At 60.9% G+C, this 24,473-nt stretch carries 16 protein-coding genes; 1 reads left to right on the top strand and 15 read right to left on the bottom strand.

Translation table 11 applies throughout. The features are described from left to right. Nucleotides 1-10: 10 nt before the first annotated feature. The 11 genes from fusA to AAA069_RS02655 form a co-directional block, all read right to left on the bottom strand. Nucleotides 11-2,110, bottom strand: coding sequence for an elongation factor G (gene fusA / locus AAA069_RS02605; RefSeq protein ID WP_022094183.1), 2,100 nt, complete (start codon nucleotides 2,108-2,110; stop codon nucleotides 11-13). A 19-nt stretch (nucleotides 2,111-2,129) separates the two neighbouring features. Next, nucleotides 2,130-2,603, bottom strand: coding sequence for a 30S ribosomal protein S7 (gene rpsG, locus AAA069_RS02610; protein WP_006235013.1), 474 nt, complete (start codon nucleotides 2,601-2,603; stop codon nucleotides 2,130-2,132). Between the two features lie 73 nt (nucleotides 2,604-2,676). Then, the gene (rpsL, locus tag AAA069_RS02615; protein ID WP_006235012.1) at nucleotides 2,677-3,054 is read right to left on the bottom strand and encodes a 30S ribosomal protein S12; all 378 of its coding nucleotides are present in this window, start codon (nucleotides 3,052-3,054) and stop codon (nucleotides 2,677-2,679) included. A 552-nt stretch (nucleotides 3,055-3,606) separates the two neighbouring features. Next, nucleotides 3,607-4,683, bottom strand: a complete 1,077-nt coding sequence (locus tag AAA069_RS02620) for a DUF4179 domain-containing protein (protein WP_349127479.1) — start codon at nucleotides 4,681-4,683, stop codon at nucleotides 3,607-3,609. Continuing rightward, on the bottom strand, nucleotides 4,634-5,377 hold the full coding sequence (locus tag AAA069_RS02625; RefSeq protein ID WP_349127480.1) for an RNA polymerase sigma factor: 744 nt from the start codon (nucleotides 5,375-5,377) through the stop codon (nucleotides 4,634-4,636). The genes AAA069_RS02620 and AAA069_RS02625 overlap by 50 nt, the downstream gene beginning before the upstream one ends. 85 nt (nucleotides 5,378-5,462) lie before the next feature. Beyond that, the gene (locus AAA069_RS02630) at nucleotides 5,463-9,941 is read right to left on the bottom strand and encodes a DNA-directed RNA polymerase subunit beta' (RefSeq protein WP_199411334.1); all 4,479 of its coding nucleotides are present in this window, start codon (nucleotides 9,939-9,941) and stop codon (nucleotides 5,463-5,465) included. A gap of 6 nt (nucleotides 9,942-9,947) precedes the next feature. Then, on the bottom strand, nucleotides 9,948-13,439 hold the full coding sequence (locus AAA069_RS02635) for a DNA-directed RNA polymerase subunit beta (protein WP_199410622.1): 3,492 nt from the start codon (nucleotides 13,437-13,439) through the stop codon (nucleotides 9,948-9,950). A 287-nt stretch (nucleotides 13,440-13,726) separates the two neighbouring features. Next, nucleotides 13,727-14,635 (bottom strand): UTP--glucose-1-phosphate uridylyltransferase, encoded by a 909-nt coding sequence (locus AAA069_RS02640; protein WP_055250255.1) that lies wholly within the window; start codon nucleotides 14,633-14,635, stop codon nucleotides 13,727-13,729. Between the two features lie 315 nt (nucleotides 14,636-14,950). Continuing rightward, entirely contained in the window at nucleotides 14,951-15,328 is a 378-nt protein-coding gene (gene rplL, locus AAA069_RS02645; protein WP_006235005.1) for a 50S ribosomal protein L7/L12, read from the bottom strand. A 102-nt stretch (nucleotides 15,329-15,430) separates the two neighbouring features. Beyond that, nucleotides 15,431-15,952, bottom strand: coding sequence for a 50S ribosomal protein L10 (rplJ, locus tag AAA069_RS02650; protein WP_055250258.1), 522 nt, complete (start codon nucleotides 15,950-15,952; stop codon nucleotides 15,431-15,433). Between the two features lie 503 nt (nucleotides 15,953-16,455). Beyond that, nucleotides 16,456-17,592 carry an aminotransferase class I/II-fold pyridoxal phosphate-dependent enzyme gene (locus AAA069_RS02655; protein WP_349127481.1) on the bottom strand — a complete coding sequence of 379 codons (1,137 nt, stop codon included), beginning with the start codon at nucleotides 17,590-17,592 and terminating at the stop codon, nucleotides 16,456-16,458. 93 nt (nucleotides 17,593-17,685) lie between these two features. Between AAA069_RS02655 and AAA069_RS02660 the strand changes: the two genes are divergently transcribed. After that, nucleotides 17,686-18,342 carry a hypothetical protein gene (locus AAA069_RS02660; RefSeq protein WP_349127482.1) on the top strand — a complete coding sequence of 219 codons (657 nt, stop codon included), beginning with the start codon at nucleotides 17,686-17,688 and terminating at the stop codon, nucleotides 18,340-18,342. On the opposite strand, the gene AAA069_RS02665 is transcribed toward AAA069_RS02660, so the two are convergent. From AAA069_RS02665 to feoB, 4 genes are all read right to left on the bottom strand, one after another. Further along, entirely contained in the window at nucleotides 18,339-18,908 is a 570-nt protein-coding gene (locus tag AAA069_RS02665) for a DNA-deoxyinosine glycosylase (protein ID WP_349127483.1), read from the bottom strand. The two genes, AAA069_RS02660 and AAA069_RS02665, sit on opposite strands and share 4 nt — an antisense overlap. A 3-nt stretch (nucleotides 18,909-18,911) precedes the next feature. Further along, nucleotides 18,912-20,288, bottom strand: coding sequence for an alpha-amylase family glycosyl hydrolase (locus AAA069_RS02670; RefSeq protein WP_349127484.1), 1,377 nt, complete (start codon nucleotides 20,286-20,288; stop codon nucleotides 18,912-18,914). A 155-nt stretch (nucleotides 20,289-20,443) separates the two neighbouring features. Then, nucleotides 20,444-21,640, bottom strand: a complete 1,197-nt coding sequence (locus AAA069_RS02675) for an MFS transporter (protein ID WP_349127485.1) — start codon at nucleotides 21,638-21,640, stop codon at nucleotides 20,444-20,446. A gap of 120 nt (nucleotides 21,641-21,760) precedes the next feature. Then, nucleotides 21,761-24,121: a ferrous iron transport protein B gene (gene feoB, locus AAA069_RS02680; protein ID WP_271755457.1), complete on the bottom strand. Its 2,361-nt coding sequence runs from the start codon at nucleotides 24,119-24,121 to the stop codon at nucleotides 21,761-21,763. Nucleotides 24,122-24,473: the final 352 nt, after the last annotated feature.

The raw sequence follows: 24,473 nt of genomic DNA on the forward strand, positions 1-24,473 counted from the left end.
GAGCTCGAACTTAGGCGTTCTTGCTCATGACCTCGTCCACGATGGACTTGGGCGCGGGCTCATAAGAGTCGAACTGCATCGTGTAGGATGCACGGCCCTGGGTCTGGGAGCGAAGGTCGGTAGCGTAACCGAACATCTCGCCCAGCGGCACCTTGGCACGGATGAGCTTGCTGTTCTTGCGATCCTCCATGCCCTCGATCTTGCCGCGGCGACCGGAGAGGTTGCCCATAACGTCGCCCATGTACTGCTCGGGGGTCTCGACCTCGACAGCCATGATCGGCTCGAGCAGCTGCGGATCGGACTTCTTGAGGGCGTCCTTGATAGCCATGGAACCGGCGATCTTGAAGGCGGCCTCGGAGGAGTCGACCTCGTGGTAAGAACCGTCGAACAGGGTGACCTTAACGTCGAGGACCGGGAAGCCGGCGATAACACCGGTGTTCAGGGCCTCCTGGATGCCCTTGTCGATGGACGGGATGTACTCCTTGGGCACGACGCCGCCGACGATAGCGTTGACGAACTCGTAGCCGAAGCCCTCCTCCATCTTCTCGAGCTTGATGACGGCGTGGCCGTACTGACCGCGACCGCCGGACTGACGGACGAACTTGCCCTCAGCCTTCTCGACGTCGTGACCAGCGGTCTCGCGGTAGGCAACCTGGGGCTTACCAACGTTAGCGTCAACCTTGAACTCGCGGAGCAGACGGTCGACGATGATCTCGAGGTGCAGCTCGCCCATGCCGGCGATGATGGTCTGGCCGGTCTCGTGGTTGGTGGACACCTGGAAGGTCGGGTCCTCTTCGGCGAGCTTGGTCAGAGCCAGGGACATCTTGTCCTGCTCGGCCTTGGTCTTGGGCTCGATGGCAACGTCGATAACGGGCTTAGCGAACTCGATCTTCTCGAGGACGATCTCCTTGCCCTCGGCGCACAGGGTGTCACCGGTGGTGGAGTTCTTGAAGCCGACGCAAGCGACGATGTCGCCAGCGGCAGCGTCGTCACGGTCGATACGCTCGGCAGCGTTCATCTCGAGGATGCGGCCGAGGCGCTCGCGCTGACCGTTGGAAGCGTTGACCACGTAGGAGCCGGACTCGGCGCGGCCGGAGTAAACGCGGACATAGGTGAGCTTACCGACGAACGGGTCGGTCATGATCTTGAAGACCAGGCCGGAGAAGGGCTCGTCGAAGGAAGGATGACGCTGAATCTCCTCGCCGGTGTCCGGATCGGTACCGGTGACGGCCTCGACGTCGAGCGGGCTGGGCAGGTAGTCGACGACAGCGTCGAGCAGCTCCTGAACGCCCTTGTTCTTGTAGGCGGAACCCACGAAGACGAGGTTGAGCTCGTTGGCCAGAACGCCCTTGCGCAGAGCAGCCTTGAGCTCCTCGACGGTGAAGTCCTCCTCCATGAGAATCTTCTCCATGAGCTCGTCGTCAAAGCTGGCAGCAGCGTCGAGGAGCTCCTCGCGCTTGGTGGCAGCGATGTCGGCAAACTCAGCCGGGATCTCGTCCATCGGCTCGGGGTAGGTCATGCCCTTCTCGTCGGCCTTGAAGTCCCATGCAGTCATGGTGACCAGGTCGATGACGCCCCAGAAGTTGTCCTCGGCGCCCATCGGGACCTGAGCGGCCACGGCGTTAGCGTCGAGACGATCCTTCATGGTCTCGATAGCGTTGAAGAAGTCAGCGCCCACGCGGTCATACTTGTTGATGAAGGCGATGCGGGGGACGTTGAAGGTAGAAGCCTGACGCCAAACGGTCTCAGACTGGGGCTGAACGCCGGCAACGGCGTCGAAGACGGCGACAGCGCCATCGAGGACGCGCAGGCAGCGCTCGACCTCGGCGGTGAAGTCAACGTGGCCCGGGGTGTCGATGATCTGGATGCGGTAGTCCTTACCGTCCTTGTTCCAGAAGCACGTGGTAGCAGCGGAGGTAATGGTTACGCCGCGCTCCTGCTCCTGAACCATCCAGTCCATGGTGGCAGCGCCCTCATGGACCTCACCGATCTTGTGGGTCTTACCGGTGTAGTAAAGAATACGCTCGGTCGTGGTGGTCTTACCGGCATCGATGTGGGCCATGATGCCGATGTTACGGGTATCGGAAAGCTTGTACTTAGGCTTAGCCATGTTAGTTCCTTACCTTAACTTACCAACGATAGTGAGAGAACGCGCGGTTGGCCTCGGCCATCTTGAAGACGTCCTCACGCTTCTTGACGGAAGCGCCCAGGCCGTTGGAAGCGTCGAGGATCTCGTTGGCGAGACGCTCGGCCATGGTCTTCTCCTTGCGAGCGCGGGAGAAGTTGACGATCCAGCGGATGCCCAGAGCGGTGGAACGACGGGAGTTGACCTCCATCGGGACCTGATAGGTAGCGCCACCGACACGCTTGGGCTTAACCTCGAGCGTGGGCTTGACGTTGTCCATAGCCTTCTTGAAGGTAGCGAGAGCGTCGCCACCCTCGGACTTCTCGGCAACGATCTCGAAAGCGGTGTAAACGATGCGCTCAGCGGTGGCCTTCTTGCCGTCAAGAAGGACCTTGTTGATGAGCTGAGTCACCAGGCGGTTGTTGTAAACGGCGTCAGGCTGAACCTCACGACGATTAGCTGCTGCACGACGCGGCATGTGAAATCTCCTTAAGTGTCTACCGTGCGGCGCTTAGGCGGCACACGGCGAAAGTATCAAAACGTTATCTGGCTTATTTGGCCTTGGGGCGCTTAGCACCGTACTTGGAACGGGCCTGCATACGGTTCTGGACCGGAGCAGCGTCGTAGGCGCCACGGATGACGTGATAACGGACACCAGGGAGGTCACGGACACGACCGCCGCGGACGAGCACGATGGAGTGCTCCTGCAGGTTGTGGCCCTCACCCGGGATGTAAGCAGTAACTTCGATGCCGTTGACAAGGCGAACACGGGCAACCTTACGAAGAGCCGAGTTCGGCTTCTTGGGGCTCGTGGTGAAGACGCGGGTGCACACGCCGCGCTTCTGGGAGTTGTGCTGCAGAGCAGCGTTCTTGGACTTCTTGGGCACGGAACGACGGCCCTGGCGAACCAGCTGGTTAATAGTAGGCAAAGCGTACTCCTTCTCGAATGATTCCAGCTTTCTGTAAAGTGCAACGGCTTGAATCGAGGGGTCAGCATCCCCCTACGAAACACGCAGTTCGATAGGATACGTGGCGTTAGCTGTGCCGTCAACAGACCACGCCGCCGGGCGTATCCAAAAATTGGTACATTTCCGCAAAGCCTACACAAAAGGAATCCCCTCCTGTGCGCTTGGGAGGATTCCCGGATCGGGCGGCCCAGGTTTTAAGTTTGCTGCTCTACAGTCCTGCGCAAGACGGAAAGCACATTAAGTGCTTTCCTTTGCGTGCGGAACTCGCGACAAACTTAAAACCTGGGCCGCCCGGTCCGGGAATCCGACGTGCTCGTTGGGGCAACGCCACCTGCCAAAAAGGGACAGGTTTATTTTGGTCGGTTTTATCTGGGGAAACGTCGCGCTCCGGCGGTGATCTGCTTTCGTCTTTCGCATGGAAATCGGCGGCGTTTTCGGAAGTATATCGCTCGGTCTAACCGTCCATTTAATGCAAAATGGGCCGCCTCCCCTAGTAGGAAGCGGCCCCAAATCTTACGAATAGATGATGGTAAAGGGTACTTCTGTTTCGGTCTCTCCTGTTGATGTGTATCTCGTGCCCTCAAGCGTTACTGAGACCACTTGATCGACATTGATCAGTTTTGTCGGCACCCAAATGTTCTCTCCGCTATTGCGTGCCATCGAAACATAGAAATTGTACGCCCCTGCGTCGTCATCTTCGATAATCTGCTCCGATCCATCCTTGTAGCTGACGGTCAGTTTATGATCAACTGCTTCATAGCCCAGATCATCGATGTGCGTCTGGATGGAAAACGGGCTAATCTCGAGAGGCGAGTCATCAGAGCGGAGTTCCTTTGTATCGACGTGCGCTCCGGCGTTAAACTCTGGCGTCGATACCTCGATCACCTTCGCATCCTCACCTTTGCCCTCCGTCCAGCTGATATTCCAGGTGACCGCATGTCCCAAATCTCGCTCGCGATTCCACGAGGCAAAGTACATCGTGCCATTAATGACCGTGTCGCTTGATGTGTCCTTATCAATTGTGCAGCGTGTGTCAGCCCATTCCTCGCCGAAGTTCATGCTGGGTGTACCGATGCCTTGTTCTTCTTCACCATAGAGAACAAGTTCGCCTGTCTCTGCTGCCGGCTTGTAGTAGTTAACGCCATTTGGATTGGACAACGTAAACGTCACGGCTCCGCAGCCGTTTTGGTCAATAGCCATCTCATGGATATCAAGCGTATAGCCGTTACCCTCGACGGACAGATTAACCTCCTGGACTGCACCCTCCAGGCTTTGGGGCGCGATGCCATCACCAAACTCTCTGGTGTAGGTATATTTAGTTCCCGATGAGCCTCCGTTGGTCCAGGTAATGGAATCCCCATTGCCGTGGTTTCCCCAGGCTGAGGCAAAATAGCTGGAATTAACAACGGCGTAGGCGACCCCTCCGGTCGCCAACACTCCGGCAAGACATCCGATTACGGCAACATACAGAGGTTTCGCGTGACCCTTTCGACGAAGCGGCTTTCCAGCCGCAGCATCAATAACACGGTCGGCAAGATCGCTATCGGCTTGGATGGACTCGAAGGCCTGCTTGATTTGATTGGATTTCACGGTCGCCCTCCTCTAGGATGAATTTGAGCTTCGATCGACCACGAGCTAAACGCGTTCGAGCGGTCGCGGCTGGCACATGCAGTAACTCGGCAATCTCTGAGGTCGAAAAGCCCAGATAGTAATAGAGCACGATGGGAACACGGAATCGCTCCGGAAGTCGCATAACGTCTGACAGGACCGCCTTGGACTCCTCCTGCGCCGTCGAAAGCGAATCGGCCAGGTTCTCAATATCCTCCACACGCCTCCATGGCTTTCGAAAGAGCGATTTGCATTCATTGATCGTGACCCGGATAAGCCAGCGGCGAAGATGCTCCCGACTTTCAAAGTGTCCATCGCTTTTGAGCAACTTAAGAAAGACGTCTTGTGCAACATCGTCGGCATCGGCGCGATCGCGCAGGTACGTCAATGCGATTCGAAACACGACATCCCGGTGATCTTCGACCGCCTGTCTAAAAGCTTGTTCTTCCATAATCACCTCCCGGTGATGCTGATATTTCTTGCTGAGGCCCTCACCATAGATACGCTCTGGCCGGACGAAATGTTTCAAATTCAAGCAGGAATAACCTACCAAAATAAACCTATCCCTTTTTGGCAGGGGACCAATGGAACGCAACAGGTTGAGTATACGCAAGCGAGCGGCCCCCAGAGCGTACAAGGTGGCATGAAAAAGGCAGGGCATTGACCTTTTGGTCATGCCCTGCCTTTTGAATGACAGATTGTAGCTCTGGGGGCCGCGCAGCGACGGAGGTCGCCGCCGTTCGTTAGAACGGCGGAACTAGTTACTCCTCGTCGTTGTCCTTGGCCTCTTCGGCGTCGTCGGTGTCCACGAGCTGGTTGAGCAGCTCGTCGAGGGACGCCATGTCCTCGTTGATGGCACCGTTGGCGGGAGCCTTCTTGTCGTCGATCGGAGCGCCCAGGAGCTCCTCGTCGGCGTCGGCGTGATGCGTCGGCGCGGCAGAGGTGCCCAGCAGGATGTCGTCCGGACCGTCGGGGCTAAAGACCATCTGCAGCAGCTGCGAGAGGTCTTCCTCGTCGGCAACGTCGTCGTTGTTCTCGAGGATGTAGAGCAGGTCGTGGGCCTCGAGGCCGTCACGGAGCTCCTCGATCGCCTTGGCACCGATGCCATCGATGCGCAGCAGATCTTCCTCGGACTTGCCGACCAGGTCGCCGACCGTCTCGATGCCGACCTCGCTGAACTTGTTGGTCCAGCGCTGCGACACGCCCAGGTCGTCGAACAGGTACAGGCGAGCCTTCTCGGCGGAGATGGTGTGGCCGTTGCGGGTGAACGAACCGTCAGCACCACCGAACTCGTCGTAGCCGGCCCAGTCGAGCTGCTGCGGGAGCTGCTCGTCCAGGTCCTTGAGCTCCACAGGAGCCCACTCGGGCAGCGACTTGGCGTTGGGCGAAGCCGGGCCGTCGATGTCCACGTAGCCGTCGGCCGTACGATACGTCAGCTTGGCGTTGGCGTACGGCTTGAGGCCGGTACCGGCCGGGATCTTCTTACCGACGATGACGTTGGACTTAAGGTCGAGCAGGTGGTCGACCTTGCCCTCGATGGCAGCCTCGGTAAGGACGCCGGCGGTACGGATGAACGAAGCGCTCGACAGCCAGGAGTCGATGTTGGACGCGACCTTGAGCGTACCCAGGATGACGGGCTCGGCCACAGGAGCCTGACCGCCCAGACGGGCAACGCGCTCGACCTCGTCGGCGAACTCGTAGCGGTCGACGTACTGACCAAGCAGGTACTTGGAGTCACCGGGGTTGGTGATCTGAACGCGACGCAGCATCTGACGTGCGAGCACCTCGATGTGCTTGTCGTTCAGGTCGACGCCCTGGCTGGTGTAGACGTCCTTGACGCTCTCGACGAAGGTGTGCATCGTCGACTCGATGTCGGTCAGCTTGCGCAGGTTGCGGAAGTTGACGAAGCCCTTGGTGATCTGGTCGCCGGCGCGAACCTCGCAGCCGTCCTCGATCTCGGGCATAAAGCGAACCGAAGCGGGGACGCGACGCTCGTCGAGGACACGGGTGTGGTCCTCGGAGTCGGTGAGCGTCAGCACGTACTCGGACTTCTCGGGCTTAATCGAGAGGTGGCCGGAGTACGGAGCCAGCTCGGCCTCGCGACCCAGAATCTTCTCGTTGACGTTGCCGACGATATCGAACATACGGCTGACCGTAGGCAGACCCTGCGTAATATCGTCGACGCCAGCGACGCCGCCGGAGTGAATGGTACGCATCGTAAGCTGCGTACCGGGCTCGCCGATGGACTGGGCGGCAATAATGCCGACCGCGGTACCGATGGCGACCGGACGACGGGTGGAAAGATCCCAGCCGTAGCACTTCTGGCACACGCCGTACTTGGAGCGGCAAGTGAGCAGCGCGCGGAGCTTGACCTTCTTAAGGCCGGCATCGACCATCTTCTGAATGTCGGCAACCTTCTCGATGTAGCCGTCCTGCTCAAAGAGCACGGTGCCATCGGGAGCCACGACGTCCTCGATGAAGCAACGGCCGACGAGGTCGGTGTTGAGGTCGGTGGTGCCGGGGATGATGAGGTTGTAGGTGACGCCCTCGTGCGTGCCGCAGTCCTCCTCGCGGACGATGACGTCCTGGGCCACGTCGACCAGACGACGGGTCAGGTAACCAGAGTCCGAGGTGTGGGATGCGGTATCGACCAGGCCCTTACGGGCGCCGTAGGTCGAAATGAAGTACTCGAGCGGCAGCAGGCCCTCGCGGAAGTTCGCCTTAATGGGAAGGTCGATCGTCTCGCCGGACATGTCTGCCATCAGGCCACGCATGCCGCCGAGCTGACGCAGCTGGGTCTTAGAACCACGGGCGCCGGAGTCGGCCATCATGTACAGCGGGTTCTCCTCGTCGAACATGTCGAGCATGAGCGCTGCGACCTTGTCGGTACAAGCGGTCCACTCGTTAACGACTTCGATGTGGCGCTCCGTCTCGTTGATGAAGCCCTCCTCGAAGTACTCGTTGATCTGGTCGACGTTGGCCTGGGCGCGGTCGAGCAGCTCCTGCTTCTCGGCAGGGATGAGAGCGTCCCACACCGAGATGGTGAGGCCGGCGCGGGTAGCGTAGTGGAAGCCGGAGTACTTGATGGCGTCGAGGATCGGGCCGACCTTGGCCTCGGGGTAACGATCACAGCAGTCCGCAACCAGCTTGGCCACATCGCCCTTGACCATCTTGTAGTTCATGAACTCGTAGTCTTCGGGCAGGCACTGGCGGTTGAAGATGATGCGGCCGATAGAGGTCTCGAAGCGCGCGGTCTTATTGCCGGTGACATCGTAGTCGACAAACTCGTTCTTGCCGTTCTTGACGCGGAAGATACGGGTGCCGTCCTCATTGATGACGTTGGCATCGGCAGCGGACACGCGGACCTGGATCTTGGCCTGCATGTCGACCTCGGAGCGGCAGTCATAGGCGTGCAGCGCGTCGTCGAAGCTCGAGAACACGTGGTTCTCGCCCGGCAGACCCTCGCGGACCTGGGTCAGGTAGTACACACCGATGATCATGTCCTGCGAAGGGATGTTGACCGGCTTGCCGGATGCCGGCGAGCGCAGGTTGTTCGCAGAGAGCATGAGCACGCGGGCCTCGGCCTGAGCCTGGCTGGACAGCGGCACGTGGACAGACATCTGGTCGCCGTCGAAGTCGGCGTTGAAGGGCGAGCAGACCAGCGGGTGCAGGTGGATAGCCTTGCCCTCGACCAGCACCGGCTCAAAGGCCTGGATGGACAGACGGTGCAGGGTCGGTGCACGGTTGAGCAGCACGACGCGGCCGTCGATGACCTCTTCGAGGATATCCCACACAAAGGTGGCACCGCGGTCGATAGCGCGCTTGGCGCCCTTGATGTTCTCGACCTTGCCGAGCTCGACCAGGCGCTTCATGACGAAGGGCTTGAAGAGCTCCAGCGCCATGGTCTTGGGCAGACCGCACTGGTGCAGCAGCAGCTTGGGGTCGGTAACGATAACCGAACGGCCGGAGTAGTCGACACGCTTACCCAGCAGGTTCTGACGGAAACGACCCTGTTTGCCCTTGAGGGCCTCGGCGAGCGACTTGAGCGGGCGACCGCCACGGCCAGAGACCGGGCGACCACGACGGCCGTTGTCGAACAGGGCGTCCACGGACTCCTGGAGCATGCGCTTCTCGTTGTTCACGATGATCGCGGGGGCGTCCAGGTCGAGCAGGCGCTTGAGTCGGTTGTTACGGTTGATCACGCGGCGATACAGGTCGTTGAGGTCGGACGCGGCGAAGCGGCCGCCGTCGAGCTGGACCATCGGGCGCAGATCGGGCGGAATGACCGGGATGACGTCCAAGATCATGTTCGCGGGGCTGTTGCCGCCCTTCAGGAAGGCGTCAACGACCTCGAGGCGCTTGACGGCCTTCTCGCGCTTCTGCTTCTGGGAGTCCTCGTCGGCGATGATGGCCTTGAGCTTCTCGGCCTCGGAGGGGAGGTCGATGGCAGCGAGCAGGTCGCGGACAGCCTCGGCACCCATACCACCCTTGAAGTACATGGAGTAGTAGCGGGTCATCTCGCGGAACAGCGGCTCATCGGAGATGAGGTCGCGCTCGGTGAGCTTCATGAAGGCGTTGAAGGCGTCCGTGCGGAGCTGCTTCTCGTCCTTGCACTCTTCCTCGATGTCAACGATGCCAGAGGCGATCTCCTCGGGGGTCAGCGGCTCCTCGTCGGAGAACTCGTCAAAGTTCTCAGGGTCGCCCTGCTCCTTGAGGGACTCGATCTGGCGAGCGCACTCGGCATCGATCTCTTCCAGATCGGCGGCAAGTTCCTCGCGCAGGTCGTCGGCGTCGGCCTCGCGAGCCTCGTAGTCAACCTCGGTGATGATGTAGCTGGCAAAGTACAGAACCTTCTCGAGGTCCTTGGACTTGATGTCGAGCATACGGCTCATCGGGAAGCTCGTGGGGCTCTTGAAGTACCAAATGTGGGACACGGGAGCGGCGAGCTCGATGTGGCCCATGCGGTCGCGACGCACCTTGGCCGAGGTGACCTCGACGCCGCAGCGCTCGCAGACGATGCCCTTAAAGCGGATGCCCTTGTACTTGCCGCAGGAGCACTCCCAGTCCTTGGCGGGACCGAAAATCTTCTCGCAGAACAGGCCGTCCTTCTCGGGCTTGAGGGTACGGTAATTGATGGTCTCCGGCTTCTTGACCTCACCGTGCGACCAGGAACGGATCTGGTCGGCGGAGGCAAGGGAGATCTTTACCGAGTCAAAATCAGTAGCTTCGAAATCTGCCACAGTCAACTACTCCTTATCAGTGGTCGTGGCGGCGACAGCCTCGGGTGCCTCGGCGGTCTCGGCATCCTCGGCCTCGACGTCGGCGTCAACGCCGGCGAGCGCAGCCAGGTCGTCGAGAGCAGAGGTCTCCTCGGCGGTCACAGGGGCGGAGGCGTCCTCGTCGGCATCGTGCATGGGCTCGATGTCCAGCGCGAGGGAACGGATCTCCTTGACGAGAACCTTGAAGGACTCGGGGATACCCGGAACCGGGACGTTCTCGCCCTTGACGATGGACTCGTAGGTCTTGACGCGGCCCACGGTATCGTCGGACTTGACGGTCAGGATCTCCTGCAGGACGTTGGAAGCACCGTAAGCGTACAGTGCCCAAACTTCCATCTCGCCGAAGCGCTGGCCGCCGAACTGAGCCTTGCCGCCCAGAGGCTGCTGGGTAACCAGGCTGTAAGGGCCGGTCGAACGGGCGTGGATCTTGTCGTCGACCATGTGGCCGAGCTTGAGGATGTAGGACGTACCCACGGTAATGGGCTCGCGGAACTCCTCGCCGGTGCGGCCGTCGAACAGACGGGTCTTGCCGCGCTCGTCAAGCTGGGTGACGAACTCGGGGCGCATGTGATCGCCAAAGGCAGCGGTGGCCTTGTTGAGCATGTTCTTGTTGGCACGACGGATGACCTCGGCGATCTCGTCCTCCTTGGCGCCGTCGAAGACGGGCGTGGCGGTGAAGAACGGACCGGGGACGTACTTGTCGGAGTCGGCCTGCTCGGTATCCCAACCGCAGGCAGCAGCCCAGCCAAGGTGGCACTCGAGCAGCTGGCCGACGTTCATACGCGAAGGAACGCCCAGCGGGTTGAGGATAACGTCGATCGGGGTACCGTCAGCCATGTAGGGCATGTCCTCGACCGGCAGAACGTTACAAATAACACCCTTGTTGCCGTGGCGGCCGGCGATCTTATCGCCCTGCTGGATCTTACGACGCTGGGCGACGTAGACGCGCACCTGCTCGTTAACGCCGGGGGCCAGGTCGTCGCCGTTCTCGCGGCTAAAACGGACGACGTCGATGACGCGGCCGTAAGCGCCGTGAGGCATCTTAAGGGAGGTGTCGCGGACGTCGTGGGCCTTGGCACCGAAGATGGCGCGCAGCAGGCGCTCCTCGGCGGTCAGAGCGCTCTCGCCCTTAGGCGTGACCTTGCCGACCAGGATGTCGCCAGGGCCGACCTCGGCGCCGATGCGGATGATGCCGTCCTCGTCGAGGTTGGCAAGCATGTCCTCGGAGAGGTTCGGGATCTCGCGGGTGATCTCCTCGGGGCCGAGCTTGGTGTCGCGGGCGTCGATCTCGTGACGGGTGATGTTGATGGTCGTCAGCAGGTCCTCGGCCACCAGGCGCTCGGACACGACGATACCGTCCTCGTAGTTGAAGCCTTCCCACGGCATGTATGCCACGGTGAGGTTCTGACCCAGTGCGAGCTCGCCATGATCGGTCGAAGGACCGTCAGCCAGGGGCTCGCCCTGCTCAACGGTGTCACCGACGCGCACGAGCGGACGGTGGTTGATGCAGGTGGACTGGTTGGAGCGCTGGTACTTGGCCAGGTGATACTCGTCCATGCCGCCGGCATGCTTGACGATGATCTTGGCGGCGTCGGCAAAGATGACCTCGCCGGCATTCTTGGCCAGGGTGACCTCGCCGGAGTCCAGAGCGGCGCGACGCTCCATGCCGGTACCGACATAGGGAGCAGCAGGGTGAACCAGCGGCACGGCCTGGCGCTGCATGTTAGCGCCCATCAGCGTACGCTTGGCGTCGTCGTGCTCGAGGAACGGGATCAGCGTGGCTGCGACGGAGAGCATCTGACGCGGCGAGACGTCCATGTAGTCGACGTCCTCGACAGGCACGTCGGCGGGAGCGCCGAAGGAGCCGTCGAAGTCGCGGGTACGGGCGATCACGGTGTGCGGGCGGACAAGCTTGCCCTCGGCATCGGTCGTGATGAACTCGTTGGTCTTGGGATCGAGCGGCGTGTTGGCCGGCGCGATGACGTGCTTCTCTTCCTCGTCAGCGGTCATCCAGTCGATCTGGTCGGTGGCAACGCCGTTCTCGACGCGACGGAACGGAGCCTCGATGAAGCCGTACTCGTTGACGCGGGCGTAGAGGGCGAGCGAGCCGATCAGGCCGATGTTGGGGCCTTCGGGGGTCTCGATCGGGCACATGCGGCTGTAGTGCGAGTTGTGGACGTCGCGGACGGCCGTCGGCACGTTGGTGCGGCGGCTGGAGCCCGACTTGTGGCCGGCAAGACCGCCAGGGCCGAGTGCGGACAGACGGCGCTTGTGGGTCAGACCGGTCAGGGGGTTCGCCTGGTCCATGAACTGCGAGAGCTGCGAGGAACCGAAGAACTCCTTGATGGAGGCAACGATCGGGCGGATGTTGATGAGCGACTGCGGGGTGATCTCGTCGATGTCCTGGGAGCTCATGCGCTCACGGACGACGCGCTCCATACGGCTCATGCCGATACGGAACTGGTTGGCGACGAGCTCGCCGACGGTGCGGATACGGCGGTTGCCAAAGTGGTCGATGTCGTCGACCTTGAAGCCCTGCTCGCCGGCAGCGAGGGACAGCAGGTAGCGCAGCGTCGCGACGATATCCTCGTCGGTGAGCACCGTGACCTCTTCCTCGGTGGTGAGGTTGAGCTTCTTGTTGACCTTGTAACGACCGACGCGGGCCAGATCGTAGCGCTGCGGGTTAAAGAGCAGGCCCTCGAGCAGGCTGCGGGAAGCATCCACGGTGGGAGGCTCGCCCGGGCGCAGGCGACGGTAGATCTCGATGAGGGCATCCTCGCGGGTGAGGGCGGTGTCGCGCTCCAGGGTGCGCTTGATCACATCGGAGTTGCCGAGCAACTCGATGATGTCGTCGTTGGTGACGGCAATGCCAAGGGCGCGCAGGAACATCGTGGCACTCTGCTTGCGCTTACGGTCGATGGAGACCATGAGCTGGTCGCGCTTGTCGACCTCAAACTCAAGCCAGGCACCGCGGGACGGGATGATCTGGGCCTTGTAGATCTGCTTGCCCGAATCCATCTCGGAGCTGTAGTACACGCCCGGGGAACGGACGAGCTGCGAGACGACGATACGCTCGGTACCGTTGATGATGAAGGTGCCCTGATCGGTCATCATGGGGAAGTCGCCCATAAAGACGAGCTGCTCCTTGATCTCGCCGGTCTCCTTGTTGGTGAGACGGACGTCGGTCAGGAGCGGAGCCTGATAGGTCATGTCCTTCTCGCGGCACTCCTCGACGGTGTGCGCGGGATCGCCGAACTGATGCTCGCCGAAGGTAACCTCGAGAACATGGTTCTGGCTCTGGATGGGGCTGGATTCCTTGAACGCCTCACGAAGGCCCTCGTCCTTAAAACGCTCAAAGGATTCCCTTTGAACAGAGATAAGGTTGGGTAGCTCCATGGCCTCCGGGATTTTCCCGAAGCTGACGCGCTTGCGCTCAGTGGCAGTGTATGCGTAGGTCACCAGGTTTTTCCTCCTTCACGGAAATGCTCGGTGGGTTGGCGAGGCATAGCTTCGCCAGTTATCGCAACCTAATAGTTTATCAGGTACCGACCGTTGGGCAAGAAAAGCCTTGACGCGATTGAGTTTTTGGAGTAGCAAAGTTTTTCGACAGAAAACATGCAGGTAGATGGGTGTGTATCGAACATCTGTTCATATATTTTCTGTGAACAGAGAGCCGGCAATCGCAGCTCTTATAAAAAACGGGCGCGAACCGAGGTCCGCGCCCGTAAATGTCGATGTCCGAAGGCTTACTTGCGCATCAATCCGCCGCGCTCGTCGATGGCGTCCCAGAAGGCATCGGCAAAGCGGGGATCGCTTGCAGCCATGAGGGCGTTGGTGGCCATCCAGCCAGAGGGAGTGCCGGTGTCGTAGCCCGACAGCGGGTCGATGACGACGGCATACATGGCCTCACGGTCGAGCGAACGGGCCATGGCGTCGGTGAGCTGGATCTCGCCGCCCTTGCCGGCCTGCTGATCTGCCAGCAGGTCCATGACCAGCGGGCTCAGCAAGTAGCGACCGACGATGTACAGGTTGGACGGAGCCGCCTCGGGAGCGGGCTTCTCGACCAGACCGCCGATACGCCAGACAGCGCCCGGCTCTGCATCGGCAACGTCCTCGGCGCCCTCGAGCGAACCGACGCGCTCGCCGGCGATAACGCCGTAGCGGCTGACTTCCTCGGGCGAGCAAGCAGCGACGGCGATAACCGAAGCTCCACCGTGCTCCTTGGAAACGGCGAGCATCTTGTCGCAGATGTCGCGATTAGGCACAACGTAGTCGCCCAGAAGAACCAGGAAGTTCTCCCCTGCCACGGCGTCGGCAGCAGAGCGGATAGCATGGCCGAGGCCCTTGGGCTCGTACTGATAACGGAAGTCGACCGGCATACCGCCAGCGTGGGCGACGGCATCGGCATAGGCGTTCTTGCCGCGCTCGCGCAGCAGGTTCTCGAGCGAGCGATCGGGCTGGAAGTAGTTCAGTAGCTCGGGCTTACCGGGAGATGTAACGATGATGGCGTCGTCGACTTCCTCGGGGTCGAGCGCCTCCTCGACGACGTACTGAATGACGGGCTTGTCGAGCACCGGCAGCATCTCTTTGGGCGTGCACTTGGTGCCAGGCAGAAAACGCGTGCCAAGACCGGCGGCGGGGATGATTGCCTTCATGTTATTCAAAGATCCTTTCGCAGGCGCAAAAGCGCCCCATGCGTGCGGCGCACAGCCGCAGACCAAATTGCGATACCCAAGCATCTTACCGCTGGAACTATATGTCACTACAAGGCAGAGACAATTCTTCAGCAGGTCAACGCAAATTATTGCTCGAATGGTGCAATTTTATTGCCCAACGGCAGGGCACCCGATACGACGCAAATCACAGAATATGGCAGTTTGAGCTACCGATGTCGAGGGACCGAAAAACAAAAAAAGACGGGGCTCGCAATGCGAACCCCGCCTGCAAAGAAATCTGGCGAGAAAGCCTGATTACTTGAGGGTGACAGCAGCGCCAGCAGCCTCGAGCTTCTCCTTGGCAGCCTCGGCGTCCTCCTTCTTGGCACCCTCGAGAACAGCCTTGGGAGCGCCCTCGACGACCTCCTTGGCCTCCTTCAGGCCAAGGTTGGTGAGCTCACGGACGGCCTTGATGACCTGGATCTTGTTGTCGCCGAAGCCCTCGAGCACGACGTCAAACTCGGTCTTCTCCTCGGCCTCAGCAGCGCCAGCAGCGGGAGCGGCGACAACAGCGGCAGGAGCAGCGGCGGAAACGCCGAAGGTGTCCTCGATAGCCTTGACGAGCTCGGAAGCCTCGAGAAGGGTCATTTCCTTAAGAGCATCGATGATCTCATCGGTGGTAAGCTTAGCCATTTCTAAGTCCTTTCGGTTTCCGTGTCTGTGCACGGAGATCAGTTAAAACACGACGCGAATGCGCCAGGGGTGCGGCGTTGCCGCCGCGGGTGAAAACAGCAACTAGGCTGCCTTCTGCTCGGAGACCTGCTGGATCGAACGAGCGAGACCAGAGGAAACGCCGTTGACGCAGACAGCGATGTCGCGAGCGAAACCGGAGATGAGACCGGCGATCTGGCCGAGAAGCTGATCCTTGGTGGGCAGCTCGGCGATAGCCTTAACATCATCAGCGGAAACGGCCTTGCCGTCGGAGATACCGCCCTTGATCTCAAGGACGCCCTTGGACTTAGCGGAGAAGTCCTTAAGGGCCTTAGCGGCCTCGACCGGCTCGGTCTCGTAGAACACATAAGCGACGGGGCCGGCGAGGATCTCGTCGATCTCGGGCTGCTCCTGGTTCTTGAGGGCGATCTTGACCAGGTTGTTCTTGTAGACCTTCATCTCGGCGCCGCACTCGCGAAGCTGATGACGCAGCTCCTGAGCCTGCTTAACCGTCAGACCGTTGTAGTTGACGACGAACAGACCGGCGTTCTCGGCGATACGGGACTCGATCTCTGCAACCTTGTCGATTTTGTACTGCTGGGGCATGAATTACACCTCCTCGAATTCTTTCCGGGCACGGTCCGCCACAAGGACGTGACGGGGGCATGTCCAAAAAGAAAGCCCCCGCGCTGCATGAGCGACGGGGGCGAGAAGACATATCTACTCGACCACCTCGGCTGGCGGGAAGTCCCATTAAGCTCGCGGGTAAGACCCGTTTGCGCCGGCTGTCTCTGGCAGCGGATTCGTGCGTGAACCGAAAGTATTATGGCGGGGACCCCGGCGTCGGTCAACGGGCGCGAGGATTCGTACACAAACCCTGCATACGCTCCGGTCCGAGGGGCCGGGTTGAGATTTTCGCTCGGTCAAGTCCTGGCTCGCACGAAGAGCACATTAAGTGCTCTTCGGCTCGTGCGGAATCTACGAAAATCTCAACCCGGCCCCTCGGACCGGAGCTGCGGTAACTTTGCTGCGAATCCTCGTGTCCGTTGAGCGACGCGCCCCACTCATAATGCTTGGGTCGGTGGGCTGATGTGTTGCGTCCCGTTGGGCTATAAGGTTGAAATGAAGGTGGACAGGCGATTTAGGCCTTCGTCCAAATCTTGGTCGGAAACGCAGTAGCTTAGGCGGATGTGGCCTTCGGTGCCGAAACAGTCGCCCGGGACTAGGGCTACGTTTGCTTCTTTGATAGCTTTGATACAGAAGTCTTCGCTGGTTAGGCCGAACTTTTTGATGCTCGGGAAAGCGTAGAAGGCGCCCGCCGGTTCCACTACGTCGAGGCCCATGGCGCTTAAGGCTGCGAGCACGCGTTCGCGGCGGGCTCGGTAGACTTTGAGCATGGGGGTGGGATCGACGGTCAGGGCTCGGGCTGCGGCGTCCATTTCGAAGGAGACGGCGCTCGATACTAGGTATTGGTGAGCTTTTGCGATCTCGGCGATGACGGGGGCTGCGGCTGCGAGCCAACCCAGGCGCCAGCCGGTCATAGCCCAGGGCTTGGAGAAGCTCTCGATGACGACCGTCTGCTCGCGAAGCTCCGGGTGACGCTGGGCAAAGCGCTCGTAGCCATCCACATAGACCAGACGGTTATACACGTCGTCGCAGACCACGTAGATGCCCGTCTGCTCCGCCACGTGCGCCACGGCGTCGAGCGAAGCCGCGTTGAGGATACAGCCCGTAGGATTGTTGGGCGAGCAGATGACGATAGCCTTGGTCGCCGGCGTCACGCAAGCACGAAGCGCATCCTCGTCAATCTGAAATTGCGCAGGCTCCGTATCCAAAAAGACTGCTTTGGCGTGGTTGGCCACAACGATGCTTTCGTACAGGCCAAAGGCCGGCGTGGGGATAATGACCTCGTCGCCGGGGTTGAGCATAGCCATGAATGTTGCCGACAGTGCCTCGGTCGCACCGTCGGTCAGGATGACCTCGTCAGCCGAAAACGTAAGGCCCGCGTCCCCCATATAGGCAGATAACGCCTCACGCAGGGCGGGGCGACCGTTGTTGGGCGGATAGTGTGTGTCACCGCGGTCCAGTGCGGCGGTCACCTCGGCGCTAATCACATCGGACGTGGGAAAATCGGGCTCGCCGAGCGCGAGCGCGATGCACCCCGGATGCTGGGCGGCGAGCGCGTTAATCCGGCGGATACCGGAGGGCTTGAGCATGGCAAGCGAGGTATTCATGGGCAGACGCATGGCGTTCCTTTCGTAAGGGTTGCACTAGGATAGCGCGGCGGGGCGCCACCAGACGGTGTAACCTAAACGGAAACGAGCCGGAAAGGAGATGGCATGGAGACGACCGCGCGCGGCGACGTACCAAAAACACTGAACACCATTGCGTATATCAGTATTCCCAATAGCGCCGATCTTGATTTTTTGCTCTGGGACCTGCAGGATGCCATCGCCGCCTATGCTCAACTTTCCGGCACCGCACTCCCCCGCCCGGTCGACTTGAAGGCAAATGACGCCGGCAGCGTTGCCGATGGCATCGTGCTGGCCATTGAAGATGTGGCTGACGATGAGACGTTGACAGCCATCGAGCAGGCGCTTGAGCGCTTTGGCGGTACGGGAACGCGCGTCTATGCCGCGATTCGAGCCGCACAAGAGGGCACTGAGCAGGCGCGTGGGACCGCCGTTCGCCTGCACAAGGCATGTGAGCGCCATGATCAATTGTGGTGTGGCGGCGTTGCCATCTGCGCCGGCAGCGGCATCGCAGCGCTTCGCCATTCCCCACGCATGGGCCTCTTGCGACGACCGTTTTCTGAGGCCATGGACAAGCTCGTGGGCGCCGTTCGCATGGGATGTTCCGTCGAACACGCGCAAAAGCTCGGTGGTGCCGCAACGGGTGGCGTCGACACCGACGGCATGGTGCGCGCCACGTCTGCACTGCCCACACCGATCTGGCACGCCGTTATGAGGCATCTTGCCGAGCACTCAAACTGCTAAATCGAAAAAGCCTGCCAATCAGCGGCGCCGCTCCACCGCTCGACAAGGCGTTCCAGGCGCCAGGCGGCATTGGCGGGACTTGTCGAGGGCAGGACAATGGCAGACAGCCCCGTCCGATCTTGCAAGTAGCGTTTGTAGAGCCGCCCTGCCGTACCGCCGTTACAGACAACGACCTCGATCGACGCGGCATCGGTAATGCGCTCGATATGTGCCGGCACAACGTTGCGGATGCTCGCGTCACTCGAGCCCTTAATGTCGCAGCTCTCGACCACATCCCACAGGGCTACGCCGCCGTTCAGCAGCATGGCCCGCTTGGCGGCAATAGAGGCATCGAGCGTCGCGGGCTCACCGCTTGCCAAAAGATTGCCCTCGTTGGGCGGCACAGGCATACCGAGGCACGTGGCCATCACACGCCAAAAGCGATTCTGAGGGTTGCCGTAATAAAAGGCATTGGCGCGCGAAAGCACCGAGGGAAACGATCCGAGCACCAAAACGCGCGAGCGCTGGTCGAACACGGGCTCAAACCCATGCTCAATATGTTGATAGCCCTCGTCGGACGCAGCCATGGCCTAGGCCCTCAGCAGATAACGAACCTCATAGGGCGCAAGCTCAAGGGTGCCCGTCAGCTCGACCGTGGGCGCATCGTCGGCAAGCAGGTCGACGAAGGACCCGTTGAGCTCGCCGGCGCCAAAGGTGTAAGGCTCACCCACGGCATTCACCGCCACGAGTACCGTCGCGCCGTCACAGGCGCGCTCGAACAGCAGCTGCTTGTTCTGGATCACCACGTTGCGATAGGCACCGTAGTTGAGAGCACGGGCAGCCGCGTCGTCGGCCGAGCGAAGGTGCGCAAGCTGCGTGATGAACGCCGTCAGCTCGTTGGGCGCAGGCTCATTGAGCGCAGGTCGCAGCGCCCAGTCGCCATCGGGGCCACCCTTTTCGCCGGCAATTCCCCACTCGCTGCCATAGTAGACGCACGGGATGCCCGGCATGCCAAAGAGCATGCCGTAGGCGGGACGCAGACACGACTTGTCGGTGAGGATACTTGCCAGGCGCGGCACATCGTGGTTGTCGACAAACGACAGCAGATGTTTGCCGCGGTAGATGCACCACGGATCGCCGCCAAACTGGCGGTGCAGCGAATGGGCGATCTCGAACATGTTGACCGAGTTAAAGCTGGAGTACAGGCCCTTGTAGCACTCGTAGTTGGTGCAGGAGTCGAGCATCTCGTCGTTGACGATTTGGTTGTAGTCGCCGTGGAGCGTCTCGCCGATCAGCACAAAGTCGGGCTTGAGCTCACGGGTAAAGACGTGCAGGCGGCGCATAAAGTCGCGGTCGAGCATATAGGCAACGTCCAGGCGCAGGCCGTCGACGCCAAAGACCTCGGCCCAGCGGCGCACGGACTCGAGCAGGTAATCGACCACAGCGGGATTTTGCAGGTTGAGCTTCACAAGCTCAAAATGGCCTTCCCAGCCCTCGTACCAAAAGCCATCGCCATAGCAGGAATCGCCGTCAAAGCTAATGTGGAACCAGTCCTTGTACGGCGAGTCCCACTTGCGCTCCTGCACATCGCGGAAGGCCCAAAAACCGCGGCCGACGTGGTTGAAGACGGCATCGAGCACCACGCGGATGCCATGGGCGTGCAGCGTGTCGCATACGGCGGCAAAGTCGGCATCCCCGCCCAGGCGACGGTCTATATGGCGCAGGCTGCGCGTGTCGTAGCCATGGCTGTCGGATTCGAGCGGCGGGTTAATGAGCACAGCTCCAATACCGAGTTCCTGCAGGTAGTCGGCCCATTGGGCGATTTTCATAATGGGGGCATCGGAGCTAGCTGTGGCGTTGGCAGCCTGGGCGAGCTCATCCTCGGCAACGGGGGCGGCGTTTTCGCGCGGAGCTCCGCAAAAGCCCAGCGGATAGATCTGATAGAACGTCGTCTCGTATGCCCACATAGCAACCTCCCGGGTAACTTTCACGCAACGCCATCCATTGTATGCCCGCCGCGCATCCCCTCCCCCAAAATAAGTTGCGGTGAAATACGGACTGTTTACCAGGTTTACTGGGCTAAACACTCCGTATTCCACCGCAACTGATGAGGAGGATGTGGCTAGGCGACGGGCTTTGCACGGCGTATGGCTGGGAACATCACCGTGATGGCGAGGATGACGCCCACGACGGCAATCGCCCCGCCCACAAAGCCGATCCAGGCGATACCGGGACCCGAAACCACGGCTCCGCCGATCGCGGTACCCGTGCCGATACCGAGGTTGAACAGGCCCGAGAAGATCGACATGGCGACGGCCGACGAATCTGCCGGCGTGTGCTTGATGAGCTCGGCCTGAAACGCCACGTTAAAGGCCGTGGCGCAGCAACCCCACAGTGCGCAGACGGCAAGCACTGTCACGAGCGACGATGCGGCCGGCCCCATGAGCAGCAGGGCCACCGGCACGCCGGAGAGCGTGATAGCCAAGAACGGGAAGCGATGCCCATCGAACAGGCGGCCAAACAGCCAGCTTCCGAGCAAACCAGAGCAGCCAAACGCCGTCAGCGTCATGGTAATGGCGCCCGCATCGACGTGCGCGACCTGCGCCAGGAAGGGCTCGATATAGCTGTAGCTTGCGTAATAGCCGGTCGCCATGAAGACCGTGACTGCGTAGAGCGCGATGAGGAGCGGGTTCTTGAGCAGCTCGGGCAGCTGTTTGACAGTAAAGCGCTCACCCGTCGGCATGGCCGGGAACACCGCTGCCTGGTAGACGACCGCGATGGCTGAGAGGCCCCCGACCACGGCAAACGTCATGCGCCAGCCCACGGCCAAGCCAATGGCGCGACCGAGCGGCAGGCCAAAGATCTGCGCGATGGACGAGCCAGTGGCGATCATGCTGATGGCGAGCGCCCCATGGCGCGTGTCGACCAGGCGCGAGGCCATAATCGAAGCGACCGACCAGAACACGGCATGCGCGCAAGCGACCACCAGGCGCGCGCAGACCAAGATGGGATAGGTGGGCGCCACGGCGGACAGGAACTGGCCGAGCGAGAACACGGCAAGCACGCCCAGCAGCATCCGCTTGAACTCGAAGCGCGAGGCAAACACCATGAGCGGCAACGACAGCAGCATGACGCCCCAGGCATAGACCGAGATCATGATGCCAGCTTGGGCCTCGGTAAGCGAGAACGACGCGGCGATATCAGTCAAAAGGCCGATGGGCATAAACTCCGACGTGTTGAACACGAACGCACAGCAGGTGAGCCCGACGAGTGGGAGCCACTGCTTGAGCGTGATGCCGTCTTGCCTTGTCTGAGTCATATATAACGTCTCCAATCGTTTTGAGCGGAGGCGATTATATAGCAACGGCCCCGCATCCGTCAGTACAGATGCGGGGCCGAAAACAATTCGATACACAGAGGTTGCGCCGTCAATTCATAACTAAGCCAACCCCAGCAATATGCCCGCCGAATGCACGACAAACGCCACGATCCAGGCAACGGCGACCTGAAACGCGAATACGGCCACGGCATAGCGCGCGCCCAACTCGCTCTTGACGGCGCCGATTGCCGCCACACAAGGCGGGTACAGCAATGTAAAGACCAAGAACACGTAGGCGGTAAACGGCGAAAACATGGTCGACAGCGCCGCGGGCGACGTTGCGCCCAAAAGCACCGTGAGCGTCGAGATGACGCTCTCCTTGGCAATGAGCCCCGTGACGAGCGCCGTCGAGGCGCGCCAGTCGCCAAAGCCGAGCGGGGCCAACACCGGCGCGATGATGCTACCCAGACCGGCAAGCAGGCTTTGCGACTGGTCGGCGACCACGTTAAAGCGGATGTCGAACGTCTGAAGGAACCAGATGACCACGGTCGCGGCAAAGATAATGGTAAAGGCCTTGGTGATGAAGTCCTTGGCCTTATCCCATGCCAGCATCACCGTCGTCTTGACGCTCGGCAGGCGGTAATTGGGGAGCTCCATGATAAACGGCACCGGGTCGCCCTTAAATGCCGTGCGGTTGAGCACCAAAGCCGCGACGCAGCCGACCACGATACCGATCAGATAGAGCGAGACCATGGCGGGAACCGTCGCCTGCGGGAAAAACGCCCCGCACAGCAAGCCGTAAACCGGCAGCTTGGCTGAGCAGCTCATAAACGGCGTGAGCATGACCGTCATCTTGCGGTCGTGCTCGGATGGGAGCGTACGGGTCGACATGATAGCCGGCACGGTGCAGCCAAAACCGACGAGCATGGGCACGAAACTGCGGCCCGACAGGCCAAAGCGACGCAACACCTTATCCATGACAAAGGCCACGCGCGCCATGTATCCAGAGTCTTCCAGAATGGAGAGGAACAAAAAGAGCACGACGATAATCGGCAGGAAGGTCAGCACACTGCCCACGCCCGTAAGCACGCCGTCGACAGCCAGCGAGCGCACCACGTCGTTGGTACCGAACGCCTTGAGGCCCGCATCGGCCGAGGCGATGATGGCAGCGATACCGTCCTCCATGAGTCCCTGCAACGCCGCGCCGATCACGCCAAACGTCAGCCAAAAGACGAGGCCCATGATCACCAGAAACGCCGGAATGGCTGTGTAACGACCTGTCAGGATGCGGTCAATCTTGACGGAGCGCACGTGCTCGCGGCTCTCGTGCGGCTTGACGACGCAACGCCCGCACACGTCGCCGATAAAGCTAAAACGCATATCGGCCAGCGCAGATAGGCGGTCGGTGCCGGCCTCGCCCTCCATCTGGGTGATGATGTGCTCGATAGCGTCGAGCTCATTGCGATCCAGGTGAAGCGCCTCGGTTACCAGCTCATCGCCCTCGACCAGCTTGGTCGCCGCAAAGCGCACCGGGATGTGCGCCGTCACGGCATGGTCCTCGATCAGGTTAGCAATACCGTGGATGCAGCGATGCAGCGCACCGCCGTCCGGACCGTCGGGCGCGCAAAAGTCCAGGCGACCAGGGCGCTCGCGGAACCGCGCCACGTGCAGGGCGTGGTCCACCAGCTCGCCGATGCCCTCGTTGCGGGCAGCGCTAATGGGAACAACGGGCACGCCCAACAGGCTCTCGAGCAGGTTGACGTCCACGGCGCCGCCGTTGGCGGTTACCTCGTCCATCATGTTGAGCGCGATGACCATGGGGCGGTCGAGCTCCATGAGCTGCAGTGTCAGGTACAGGTTACGCTCGATGTTGGTGGCGTCAATGATGTCAATGATGGCGTCCGGGCGCTCGTCGAGGATGAACTGACGGCTCACGACCTCTTCGCCTGTGTACGGCGACAGGGAGTAAATGCCAGGCAGGTCGGTAACGCTCGCCTCGGGATGGTTGCGGATGGTGCCATCTTTGCGGTCGACCGTCACGCCGGGAAAGTTACCGACGTGCTGGTTGGAGCCCGTCAGCTGGTTGAATAACGTGGTCTTGCCGCAGTTTTGGTTGCCGGCGAGGGCAAAGTGCAGCGGCGCGCCCTCGGGCACGGCCGTCTTTGCCGCACGGGGCGAATACGTCCCCTCGCCCAGGGCCGGATGCTCCGTCGTGCCGATTGCGGCGTTAGCGCGCGGACCCGTATCGGTGTCGTGAATACCCACAAGCTCGATGCGAGCGGCATCGTCCTTGCGCAGTGTCAACTCGTAGCCACGCAGGCGGATCTCGAGCGGGTCACCCATGGGGGCGTACTTCATCATGGTGACTTCGGTGCCCGGCGTTAGACCCATGTCCAAAATATGCTGTCGGAGTGCCTGATCGTCCGATGCCACCGATGCGACAACGGCGTCCTTTCCAATCTCGAGCGTATCGAGCTTCACGTCCGTGTTCCTCCCCCGGCGCCCACAGGGCGTTGTATTTATGTTCACCAAGGCTAACCGTTTGCCATGGCTAACCAATTTTAAGCTTACATGATAGCGTGAACACGCAACGACGTTCAATCGACAGATTGCTGCAAGGACCGTCCCCAAGTGCCGACACAAAAGGAACGTCCCCAAGTGCCGCATCTGGGCCATGGCAACGCCGATGTTTTGGCGCGGACAGACACTATGACCCAATCCGAGGGCACTAAAAAGATAGGAGCCCCCGCTCGTGGCCGCGGGTCGGGGCTGCGACAATGATGTTGAAGTGCCATAGGCGCAGCCGCGCCGCAACGAGGTTGGGAGGCTCCCA

The sequence above is a fragment of the Collinsella sp. CLA-SR-H006 genome, assembly GCF_040097075.1.
Taxonomy (GTDB): Bacteria; Actinomycetota; Coriobacteriia; order Coriobacteriales; family Coriobacteriaceae; genus Collinsella.

Coding starts and splice junctions, on each gene's coding strand:
- rplJ (WP_055250258.1), bottom strand. CDS start 15,952: ATGCCCCAGCAGTACAAAATCGACAAGGTTGCAGAGATCGAGTCCCGT.
- rplL (WP_006235005.1), bottom strand. CDS start 15,328: ATGGCTAAGCTTACCACCGATGAGATCATCGATGCTCTTAAGGAAATG.
- AAA069_RS02660 (WP_349127482.1), top strand. CDS start 17,686: ATGGAGACGACCGCGCGCGGCGACGTACCAAAAACACTGAACACCATT.
- AAA069_RS02670 (WP_349127484.1), bottom strand. CDS start 20,288: ATGTGGGCATACGAGACGACGTTCTATCAGATCTATCCGCTGGGCTTT.
- AAA069_RS02640 (WP_055250255.1), bottom strand. CDS start 14,635: ATGAAGGCAATCATCCCCGCCGCCGGTCTTGGCACGCGTTTTCTGCCT.
- AAA069_RS02675 (WP_349127485.1), bottom strand. CDS start 21,640: ATGACTCAGACAAGGCAAGACGGCATCACGCTCAAGCAGTGGCTCCCA.
- AAA069_RS02655 (WP_349127481.1), bottom strand. CDS start 17,592: ATGCGTCTGCCCATGAATACCTCGCTTGCCATGCTCAAGCCCTCCGGT.
- fusA (WP_022094183.1), bottom strand. CDS start 2,110: ATGGCTAAGCCTAAGTACAAGCTTTCCGATACCCGTAACATCGGCATC.
- rpsG (WP_006235013.1), bottom strand. CDS start 2,603: ATGCCGCGTCGTGCAGCAGCTAATCGTCGTGAGGTTCAGCCTGACGCC.
- AAA069_RS02665 (WP_349127483.1), bottom strand. CDS start 18,908: ATGGCTGCGTCCGACGAGGGCTATCAACATATTGAGCATGGGTTTGAG.
- AAA069_RS02625 (WP_349127480.1), bottom strand. CDS start 5,377: ATGACCAAAAGGTCAATGCCCTGCCTTTTTCATGCCACCTTGTACGCT.